Raw genomic sequence first — 7,950 nt, forward strand, 5'->3', positions numbered from 1 at the left:
CACCGGCGTGCACCGCCTGGCCGCCGCCGCCCAGGCCGGCCTGGACTTCGTCCCCGGCGTGGACGCCGAGGCGCTGCTGGCCGCCTGCAGCGTCGACCTGTGGGAGCGGCGCGCGGAGTTCGTCGACCTGGACGACGCGCTGGAGCGCCTCCTGACCGAGCTGCCCGCCGAGGTGTGCGAGGCCTACGGCCTGGACCTGGGCTGAGACCACCCCCGCGAACGATCTTGTTCGGGCCACCAGCGAGCGATCTTGGTGGGAAGTTCGATCTTGCTCGGGGTGGCGATCTTGTTCGGAATCCCGGGCCCCCGTGATCCCCGGGCCCCGCGATCCCGGGACCGCGCACAGGCTGGCGATCTTGTTCCGCCCCTGTGAACGATCTTGTTCGAGGTCCGCGCGAACGATCTTGTTCGGGATCCCCGGATCCCGTGGTTCCGGGACTGCGCACCCGGGAACGATCTTGTTCCACCCCCGAAAAACGATCTTGTTCGGGATGCCGGAACGATCTTGTTCGGTGCAGCGGGGGACGGGTGCCGCGTGGCGGCCGCACAAAATCAGCATTTTGTCCGACCGATTTGTTACCTTCGCCACAGAAGGAGGCAGCCGTGCCGGAGCCCTACTACGCCGACGACGCCGTGACCCTCTACCTCGGCGACTCCCGCGAGATCCACGCTTGGCTCGCCGCGGATGTCCTGCTCACCGATCCGCCGTACGGCATCGGATGGAAGCGCGGCGCCAATCCAGGGCGAGGGAGCGCTGCGCACGCCGGGATCCGGGGCGATGCCGACACAGCGGCCCGTGATGACGCCTTGGCCCTGTGGGGCGATCGGCCGGCCATGGTCTTCGGTTCCTTCTACGCTCCGCATCCTGCCGCCGTGCGCCACGTCCTCGTCTACCGCAAGCTTGCGGACTCCGGGGTGGTCGGTAGTACGACCGGCTACCGCCGCGATGTCGAGCCGGTCTTCCTCCTGGGTCTGTGGCCCAAGCGTCCCGGTGCATGGAGCAGCGTGGTCTCCAGCAACGCGCGCGGCGTCGGCCACCTCGCGCGCAAAAGCGGGCATCCCCACGCCAAGCCCGTGGACGTGCTGGAGGCCCTCATCGGGACGTGCCCGCCCGGCGTCGTCGCCGACCCGTTCGCCGGAGACGGCTCCACGCTGGTCGCCGCCCGCAACCTCGGCCGCCGCGCCATCGGCGTTGAGATCGACGAGCGCTATGCCGAGCGCGCCGCCCGCCGGCTGTCCCAGGCGGCCCTGCCGCTCGTCTGAGCCCTGCCCGGAAAGTGCGCCCCGGGCGGCGGCCGGTACGTGTGCACTTTCCCGTACGCGATGACGTGACGTACCCCGGACGAAGATCAATTCCGGGGAAGCACTCTTCCCCGGCACGCCCCGCGGCCGCCGTCTTTCGTCTCCGTTCCGTCTTCCGTCTCGTTCCGTCCCGCGTGGCCACATCTGACCTAGAACCGTTTCGGCATAGCCCTTGCCAGCCTCCTTAAAGTCCTTAAGACTCTAGGTATGACCAGCGAGACGATGCCGGTCGAGCAGGCGCGCAAGGTCCTGGGGGACCTGGTCATCCGCGCCTCGCTGCACGGCAAGACGACCGTCCTGACCCGCTACGGGCAGCCGGTCGCCCAGATCGCCCCCTACACCCAGGAGCAGCACATGCCCGAGCACACCACCGCCACCGCCTGGCCCCCCGGCGTCTACGCCCGCTACCTCACCGTCGGCGGCGCCACCGTCGACCTGCGCCGCGGACACGTCCCCGCGCCCTACGTCAACACCTGCACCGGCTGCGGCGAGAACGACCTCAGCTACGGCCCCCACGAGGAGGGCTACAGCCCCGAGGACGAAGCCGCGTACGCCGAGCGAGAGGCCCGCACCGCCGCCCAGGCCCACGCCGAGACCTGCCGCGCGATGCCCGCCCCCCAGGAGCGCTGAGCGATGGCCATGACCCCCGACTACGACGGCGGGACGATCACCTCCACCGTCACCCTGCACACCGCCACCCGCGCCCCTGAGGGCCACTGGACCGTCTCCTGGCTGCCCGGCCGCGCCCTGGACTACAACGCCGCCATCACCGCCATGACGCTCGCGGAGAAGGACGCCGACGCCGACTACGCCGACCGCCAGACCCAGCTGGCGCTGGTGAGCCTGGCCGCCGAACTCGGCCTGCAGTACCCCGAGGTCGCTGGCCTCCTGGAGCAGAACGTCCCCGCGAAGGAGCGCTGACCCATGACCACCACTACCGACACCCTCGACCTGGCCGCCATCCGCCGCGCCATCTCCGACCCCGGCGCCGTCCTCCCCCGCGACCTCGGGGACGACTTCCAGCCCGCCGAGTCCGTCTCCAACTGGTCCGCCCGCGCCGTTCTGGCCGTCCTGACCCCGAAGGTGGAGGAGATGCAGGCCGAGATCGAGCGGCTGCGCCAGAAGGACCGCGACGCCCTCGCCTGGGAGGCCCGCCTGGCCGGCCACGCCTGGACCGCGGTCGACGGCGGCAACGCCCTGGGCGACGAGATCCTGCAGCTGCGCAAGCGGCTCGCCGCGCAGGAGGCGCTCGCCCAGGTCTACCGGCTGAACCTGGAGGAGCTGGCCGCCATCGCCACCGGGAACAGCACGGACGCCGAGGCCCGCCAGCAGTTCCTCGCCCGCCTGACCGCCCCTGCGAAGGAGAACTGACCATGACCGACACCGCCAATCTCGAACCGGCCGAGGCCCGCCGCCGCGCCCTGGAGGCCGAGGCCGTCCAGCGGTGGAACGCCGCCCACCCGATCGGCACGCCGGTTCGCTACTGGACCGGGTTCCGCGAGGGCGAGGGCGCCGCCGGCACCACCCGCACCGAGGCCCAGCTGCTCGGTGGCCACACCGCCGTCGTCTGGGTGACCGGCGAAAGCTCCTGCATCAGCCTCACCCACGTGGAGCACTGCCCCGAGCGCACCGTGGACGTGCGCGACCTGGGCTTCCCGATGGACGACCGGGATCTCATCTACAACGGCCTGCAGTCCCGCGAGGGCACCTGGGGCAGCGCCGACGCCGCCCTGGGCGACGAAGAGAACTGGGCCTACGCCGAGGTCACCGAGGCCTGGTGCGAGCGCGCCGCCGAACTCCTGGCCGAGCACGGCATCGTGTGGGACCCGGAGGGCCCCGAGGACCGCGTCACCCTCCCGGCCGGGATGGGGCGGACGGCGGCCGAGAGGATCTGGCAGGAGGTCACCGACGCGTTCGACGCCTGGGTCGACGGCGTGGTCGAGGAGACCCGCTCCGGCCGCGACCGCGCGCCCGACGACGGCCTGCGCCCCGACGATGCCCCCGGCGCCCGCTGGGTCGACGAGCCCACCGCCTGATCCCGGGGTCCCGGGACTCCTCCATCACGGAGTCCCGGGACCCGATTCCCCATAATGCGTGTTATGTGATCTTCGAGAGCAAAGGAGTACTCATGAACACCGCCGAGATCCTGGCCAAGGCCGCCGACGTCATCGAGAAGCAGGGCTGGGCGCAGGGGAGCTTCTTCGAGAGGCCCACCGGCGACGACGGCCTGCCCGACCTCAGCATCGACGCGCGCACCTGCCCCGTCTGTGCCCGGGGCGGCATCTCCGTCGCCGTCGGCCAGCTCCCCACCTTCGGTGACGGCGCGTACGTGGAAGCCGACGCGATCGCCGACTGGGAGGTCGTCGCCACCGCTGAGAAGGTCTTCGCCGACTACCTCGCCGCGCGGGAGGGCTGGCCGGCCGACCGCACCATGCGGCCCGACATCGAGTACTGGAACGACACCAGCGAGCGCACCGCCGAGGAGGTCGTCGCCGCGCTCCGCGACTGCGCCTCCCACGTACGCGACGCCGTCTGACGACAGCCCAGGATCCCCAATCATGAAGCCCACCCACAGGCGACGCCGTAACCCTCCTCGATCTATCGGATGGCTTTACCTCGCGCTCGGCGTCTTCGTGAACTATCTGACCTGGGTGTTCCTTCTCGACCGCATGTGGGCGGAGGCAAACGCCTACGCGACACTCGCCGCGTTCAACCTTGCGGCGGCCTGGTTCATCCTCTGCCCCGACCACCGAGACGAGGAAACATGCTGACCGAGCCCTGCTGGGTCGTGCTCTCCGGCGGTTGCCGACTGGAGGGCCACTACGACTCCGAGGCCGCCGACCGGCTCGCCGAGCTGGTCGACCGCGGCATGGCGCTGCGCCTGGACGAGGAGTGCGGGCCTGGCTGCACGCGCACCGTGGGCGGGGCGGCCGCAGAGCTGGTGCTGCTGCGCGACCGGATCCTGCTGTACGTCAGCCAGCTGGAGCGCGTCTCGGCTCCGGTGGTGCGCGGCCAGCACGGGGACGGCCAGGCCGCCGCGCGGGCCGAGACGGCGCGGATCCTGCGCGGCCTGCTGAACGGCTCCCCGCCGCCGCGCGAGGCCGGGATGCACGCCTGGGAGCTGAGCGCCTCGGCCCGGGTCGTCGACGGCCAGGAGCAGCGGGAGGAGTCCGCGGCCGCGGCGCGGGGGGTCCAGGAGGTGCGCCTGCCCGAGTGAGCCCGGACATGACGAAGGCCGGTCCCCAGCGGGGCCGGCCTTTTCGTGTGCGCGGGCCTATCCGACAGCGCGGTGGTCCGGGGTCAGCGGCTGCCAGCCCTGTACGGCGGCCGCTTCGGTGATTGCTGCCATGGCCGCGTCGAGCGCGGCGCCGGCGTCCAGGCCGGGTCGTACCTGATAGTGCAGGTCGGGCCCGTGGAGGCGGTATTCCACGGGGGTCTGACCGGTGTGATCGCATTCGTAGAAAAGAATGGCGTTCGGTCCGTGCCGCCGCATCTGTTCGGGAGGCTGCCAGCGCAGGCGGGCCACCTGGGTGGTCAGCACCGACAGCGCGGCCAGCGTCTCGATCGTGTCCAGGCGCTCGTCCACGACGATGAGCGCGTGGTCAGGGTGCTCTTCGTAGGTGGCAGCGGCGTCGCCGACCAGGGTGGTGCGCATTCCTCGGAATTCCAACTCACGGCTCCTTTGCACGTGCCTGACCCCCGATGCCCGGATAGAAGACAAAACCACGTTTTGGGCGCCGATGCGAGTCTTGACAGTCGTTTTACCCGTGAGGAGATTTCACAATTCGGTCTTTCCGGATTATTACCCGTCAGTACCGTTACGAGGATCACGCTCGGATGGCTCGTTCTGGCGCTGGACCTGGGCCCTGCGCGACAGCAGGCGGGACTGGGCCTTGATGTCCTCGGTCATGGCCAGCAAGTCCGGTGGGAGCCTTTTCGTCCAAGTGACGATCAACACGCCCTCCTCTCCGGGGACGCTCACCTCCAGGGTGTGGCTGTCGGCGGCATCGCCCAGGCGCTCGGCGACCCCGGGTGGCAGGAGGTGCTCGCGCACCCCTGGCGCGTGCTCGATCGTCAGGTCCCCGGGCTCGGCCGCCACGGGCTCCCCGCCGGCCAGGACCGCTTCTACTGATCCGGTCTGCCATCCCAGCGCGCGCTCCAGCGCGGTCAGCACGGTCAGGCTGTAGTCATCGCGTAGGGCGCCCTCGATCTTCTGCACCCGGTCGCGCGACAACGGCCCTCGCTCGGCGAGCGCCCGCTGGCTCAACCCCAGCTCGGCGCGACGCCGCTGGACGGCTTCGGCCAAGCGTTCCCAGTTTCGGTTAGTCATGGCGCACATGATGCACCACTTGAATTCACTTGGACCATGGGGCATGGCCTTCTTCGGCCGGTTTTCGCCTGGGTTGGCATGGAAGTAGACGACTGCTGACCCATCGGCCTCTTCCGTAAATGCCTGCCATCTGTTGTGGACATGCCAAAACCGGCCATAACATGCCGACCATGACCCCGAGTGCAGGCCGCAGCGCCCCCCACGACCCGCACCTTCTGCGGGCCCGCCGCAGCGAGGCAGGCCTGTCCCAGTCCGAACTCGCCCGCCGCATCGGCCGCACCCCCGCGCTGATCAGCGCCCTGGAGTCCGGGACCTCGGGCGCCTCCCCCGAGACGCTGGAGGCCATCGCCCAGGCACTCGGATGCCGCCAGGCCGACCTGCGCCGCGGCGGCCTGCTGGTCGAGCTGCTGCCCCTCCTGGCCCGCGCCGAGCTGGAGGGCCGCCTGCACCTGTGCGATGCGTGCCTGCCCGGCCTGCTGGTCCTGCTCTCCCCCGACCTGGCCGATGAGACCGCCGATGAGGTCGCCCAGCGGTGGGACGAGCTGACCGACGCCCTGGCCTGCGGCCGCGACATCGGGCCCGTTCTGGACGCCCTCGCCGGAACCGATCCCCAGGAGCACCCATGAACCAGCCCGACGAGAGGCCGATGACGTCCGGTCAGGTCGCCGACGCCTTCGGCGTGAGCGTGCGCACCGTCCGCAGATGGGCCACCGCAGGGCGCCTGCCCTACTTCCGCACCCCCACCGGCCACCGCCGGTTCCCCCACAGCGCGGTCACCGCGCTCCTGCCCGCCCCCGAGAGGACCCCGTAATGCAGATCCGCAACCCCGAGACGCTCCAGCGCCTGGTCGACTCCGCGGCCCGGCAGCTGCGCAAGGCCGAGGAGGCCGGCGCCGCCGCCAACGGCTACGCCGAGCAGATCGTGCAGCTGCAGGCCGCCCTGGACCAGGTCCAGTCCTCCCACGCCAGCGCGTCCGCCGACGCCCGCAACGCCGCCGACCTCGCCCACGACTACAGCGAGATCGTGCGCGCGGTGTGCGAGGCCAACGGCTGGACGGTGCCCGAGCCCGCCGCCCCGCCCGCGCCCCGCTCGGTGGAGCAGGAGGCCCGCGAGGCCGTCGACCGCAACAAGAGCAAGCGGGCCGAGGCCGAGGCGACCCAGGCCGTGCCGGTGGCGGCGAGATGAGAACGCTCCTGGACCGGCTGCGCGACGCCTGGGCCATCATCCGCGGCCCCGAGGACGGCGACGACGACCCGATGTACTGGAAGGGCGGCCCCACATGGTGAGAGTCCTGGTCACCGGCACCCGCGAGTGCAAGGGCGAAGCGGCCCGCCGCGCGGTCGAGACGGCCCTGGAGACGATCGACCGCACGCCCGGCGAGCACGTCCTGGTCCACGGCGCCCAGCGCGGCCCCGACCGGATCGCCGCGGCGGTCGCCAAGCGCCTGGGCTGGACGGTCGAGCCGCACAAGGCCGCGTGGCTGCGCCCATGCGACGACAAGCGCCGCCACCGCGGCGGCCGCCCCGACCGCCGCACCGGCAGCTGGTGCCCGACGGCCTCGGGACTGCGCAACCAGGAGATGGTCGACGCCGGCGCCGACCTGGTCCTGGCGTTCCTGGCCAAGGGCGGCGTCAACCGCAACACCCGGGACTGCATCCGCCGCGCCCGCCGCGCAGGCCTGCGCATCACCCCCATCGAGATCGAGCCCGAGGCCGAGAAACCGCCGGGTCAGGCGGCGGCATGAGACACACCAGACGACGCACCAGGCAGAAGAAGAAGCCGCCGCTGTGCCCGCGCTGCGGAGGCAAGATCCTGCGCGCCGTCTGGGACGGGCGCGAGGTCCTCCTGGACCCCGCGCCCGCACCCGAACCCATCGGCGGATTCCTGGCCTACCAGTCATCGGGCGGCACGTGGATCGCCCGCGTCATCGTCACCGGCCACCGCCACCCCACCGAAAAGCCCTACGCCGTGCACGCCATCCGCTGCACGCACCGACCCGAGCCGAGGACCCCATGAGCGACACCGAGAAGATCACCCCCGAGTCGTATCCGGCGATGGTCGCCGTGCTCACCGGCGCCGCCCGCGGCCTCCTGGCCCTGCTGGAACACATCGACCTGGCCGCGATGCGCACCATCTGCGAGCAGATGCAGGCCATCGCCCCCATCACCGAACCCACCGCCTACGCCCGCGGCGGCATGGACAACCTGCGCGACCAGGCGGTGTTCCTGGACGCGCTGGCCCGCTTCCGCGACGACGTCGGCCGGCTCGACCGCAGCGCCCGCCAACGATGACCCGGACGGCGGCCGCGGCCGCGGTCA

General features: G+C 71.4%; 17 protein-coding genes. 15 read left to right on the top strand and 2 right to left on the bottom strand.

Annotated elements, in window-relative coordinates:
* The 9 genes from ABD327_RS25710 to ABD327_RS25750 form a co-directional block, all read left to right on the top strand.
* Positions 1–205: hypothetical protein (locus ABD327_RS25710; protein ID WP_344453575.1), on the top strand; the 205-nt coding region annotated here is incomplete at its 5' end.
* A gap of 398 nt (positions 206–603) precedes the next feature.
* Complete coding sequence (locus ABD327_RS25715; RefSeq protein WP_344453577.1) at positions 604–1,263, top strand: DNA methyltransferase; 660 nt, start codon at positions 604–606, stop codon at positions 1,261–1,263.
* 246 nt (positions 1,264–1,509) lie between these two features.
* On the top strand, positions 1,510–1,932 hold the full coding sequence (locus ABD327_RS25720; RefSeq protein WP_344248165.1) for a hypothetical protein: 423 nt from the start codon (positions 1,510–1,512) through the stop codon (positions 1,930–1,932).
* A gap of 3 nt (positions 1,933–1,935) precedes the next feature.
* Complete coding sequence (locus ABD327_RS25725) at positions 1,936–2,223, top strand: hypothetical protein (protein ID WP_344248167.1); 288 nt, start codon at positions 1,936–1,938, stop codon at positions 2,221–2,223.
* Positions 2,224–2,226: 3 nt separating this feature from the next.
* The gene (locus ABD327_RS25730) at positions 2,227–2,673 is read left to right on the top strand and encodes a hypothetical protein (protein ID WP_344248169.1); all 447 of its coding nucleotides are present in this window, start codon (positions 2,227–2,229) and stop codon (positions 2,671–2,673) included.
* A 2-nt stretch (positions 2,674–2,675) separates the two neighbouring features.
* Positions 2,676–3,338: a hypothetical protein gene (locus ABD327_RS25735; RefSeq protein WP_344248171.1), complete on the top strand. Its 663-nt coding sequence runs from the start codon at positions 2,676–2,678 to the stop codon at positions 3,336–3,338.
* Between the two features lie 92 nt (positions 3,339–3,430).
* On the top strand, positions 3,431–3,838 hold the full coding sequence (locus ABD327_RS25740; protein ID WP_344453580.1) for a DUF6197 family protein: 408 nt from the start codon (positions 3,431–3,433) through the stop codon (positions 3,836–3,838).
* 22 nt (positions 3,839–3,860) lie between these two features.
* Complete coding sequence (locus ABD327_RS25745; protein ID WP_344248257.1) at positions 3,861–4,073, top strand: hypothetical protein; 213 nt, start codon at positions 3,861–3,863, stop codon at positions 4,071–4,073.
* On the top strand, positions 4,067–4,519 hold the full coding sequence (locus ABD327_RS25750; RefSeq protein ID WP_344248259.1) for a hypothetical protein: 453 nt from the start codon (positions 4,067–4,069) through the stop codon (positions 4,517–4,519). The genes ABD327_RS25745 and ABD327_RS25750 overlap by 7 nt, the downstream gene beginning before the upstream one ends.
* Positions 4,520–4,576: 57 nt before the next feature.
* Here ABD327_RS25750 and ABD327_RS25755 read toward each other — a convergent pair whose 3' ends face one another.
* Entirely contained in the window at positions 4,577–4,957 is a 381-nt protein-coding gene (locus tag ABD327_RS25755; RefSeq protein ID WP_344453583.1) for a hypothetical protein, read from the bottom strand.
* A 147-nt stretch (positions 4,958–5,104) separates the two neighbouring features.
* Positions 5,105–5,632 (bottom strand): helix-turn-helix domain-containing protein, encoded by a 528-nt coding sequence (locus ABD327_RS25760; RefSeq protein WP_344248224.1) that lies wholly within the window; start codon positions 5,630–5,632, stop codon positions 5,105–5,107.
* Positions 5,633–5,802: 170 nt separating this feature from the next.
* Here ABD327_RS25760 and ABD327_RS25765 point away from each other — a divergent pair, with 170 nt between their 5' ends.
* The 6 genes from ABD327_RS25765 to ABD327_RS25790 all read left to right on the top strand — a co-directional run bounded on the left by ABD327_RS25765 (position 5,803) and on the right by ABD327_RS25790 (position 7,923).
* Positions 5,803–6,258, top strand: a complete 456-nt coding sequence (locus ABD327_RS25765) for a helix-turn-helix domain-containing protein (RefSeq protein ID WP_344248222.1) — start codon at positions 5,803–5,805, stop codon at positions 6,256–6,258.
* The gene (locus ABD327_RS25770) at positions 6,255–6,443 is read left to right on the top strand and encodes a MerR family DNA-binding transcriptional regulator (protein WP_344453586.1); all 189 of its coding nucleotides are present in this window, start codon (positions 6,255–6,257) and stop codon (positions 6,441–6,443) included. The genes ABD327_RS25765 and ABD327_RS25770 overlap by 4 nt, the downstream gene beginning before the upstream one ends.
* On the top strand, positions 6,443–6,817 hold the full coding sequence (locus tag ABD327_RS25775; protein ID WP_344453589.1) for a hypothetical protein: 375 nt from the start codon (positions 6,443–6,445) through the stop codon (positions 6,815–6,817). The genes ABD327_RS25770 and ABD327_RS25775 overlap by 1 nt, the downstream gene beginning before the upstream one ends.
* Positions 6,818–6,911: 94 nt before the next feature.
* Entirely contained in the window at positions 6,912–7,376 is a 465-nt protein-coding gene (locus ABD327_RS25780; protein ID WP_344453592.1) for an SLOG family protein, read from the top strand.
* On the top strand, positions 7,373–7,648 hold the full coding sequence (locus ABD327_RS25785; RefSeq protein WP_344248202.1) for a hypothetical protein: 276 nt from the start codon (positions 7,373–7,375) through the stop codon (positions 7,646–7,648). Before ABD327_RS25780 ends, ABD327_RS25785 begins: the two co-directional genes overlap by 4 nt.
* On the top strand, positions 7,645–7,923 hold the full coding sequence (locus ABD327_RS25790; RefSeq protein ID WP_344248200.1) for a hypothetical protein: 279 nt from the start codon (positions 7,645–7,647) through the stop codon (positions 7,921–7,923). The genes ABD327_RS25785 and ABD327_RS25790 overlap by 4 nt, the downstream gene beginning before the upstream one ends.
* Positions 7,924–7,950: the final 27 nt, after the last annotated feature.

Origin of the sequence: Actinocorallia aurantiaca, from assembly GCF_039533685.1 — a bacterium.
Taxonomy (GTDB): Bacteria; Actinomycetota; Actinomycetes; order Streptosporangiales; family Streptosporangiaceae; genus Actinocorallia; species Actinocorallia aurantiaca.

Excerpts from the sequence above, each read along its gene's own strand:
- ABD327_RS25785 (WP_344248202.1), top strand. The coding sequence starts at position 7,373 with ATGAGACACACCAGACGACGCACCAGGCAGAAGAAGAAGCCGCCGCTG.
- ABD327_RS25735 (WP_344248171.1), top strand. The coding sequence starts at position 2,676 with ATGACCGACACCGCCAATCTCGAACCGGCCGAGGCCCGCCGCCGCGCC.
- ABD327_RS25775 (WP_344453589.1), top strand. The coding sequence starts at position 6,443 with ATGCAGATCCGCAACCCCGAGACGCTCCAGCGCCTGGTCGACTCCGCG.
- ABD327_RS25745 (WP_344248257.1), top strand. The coding sequence starts at position 3,861 with ATGAAGCCCACCCACAGGCGACGCCGTAACCCTCCTCGATCTATCGGA.
- ABD327_RS25760 (WP_344248224.1), bottom strand. The coding sequence starts at position 5,632 with ATGACTAACCGAAACTGGGAACGCTTGGCCGAAGCCGTCCAGCGGCGT.
- ABD327_RS25720 (WP_344248165.1), top strand. The coding sequence starts at position 1,510 with ATGACCAGCGAGACGATGCCGGTCGAGCAGGCGCGCAAGGTCCTGGGG.
- ABD327_RS25765 (WP_344248222.1), top strand. The coding sequence starts at position 5,803 with ATGACCCCGAGTGCAGGCCGCAGCGCCCCCCACGACCCGCACCTTCTG.
- ABD327_RS25740 (WP_344453580.1), top strand. The coding sequence starts at position 3,431 with ATGAACACCGCCGAGATCCTGGCCAAGGCCGCCGACGTCATCGAGAAG.
- ABD327_RS25755 (WP_344453583.1), bottom strand. The coding sequence starts at position 4,957 with ATGCGCACCACCCTGGTCGGCGACGCCGCTGCCACCTACGAAGAGCAC.
- ABD327_RS25725 (WP_344248167.1), top strand. The coding sequence starts at position 1,936 with ATGGCCATGACCCCCGACTACGACGGCGGGACGATCACCTCCACCGTC.
- ABD327_RS25730 (WP_344248169.1), top strand. The coding sequence starts at position 2,227 with ATGACCACCACTACCGACACCCTCGACCTGGCCGCCATCCGCCGCGCC.
- ABD327_RS25780 (WP_344453592.1), top strand. The coding sequence starts at position 6,912 with ATGGTGAGAGTCCTGGTCACCGGCACCCGCGAGTGCAAGGGCGAAGCG.
- ABD327_RS25790 (WP_344248200.1), top strand. The coding sequence starts at position 7,645 with ATGAGCGACACCGAGAAGATCACCCCCGAGTCGTATCCGGCGATGGTC.
- ABD327_RS25750 (WP_344248259.1), top strand. The coding sequence starts at position 4,067 with ATGCTGACCGAGCCCTGCTGGGTCGTGCTCTCCGGCGGTTGCCGACTG.
- ABD327_RS25770 (WP_344453586.1), top strand. The coding sequence starts at position 6,255 with ATGAACCAGCCCGACGAGAGGCCGATGACGTCCGGTCAGGTCGCCGAC.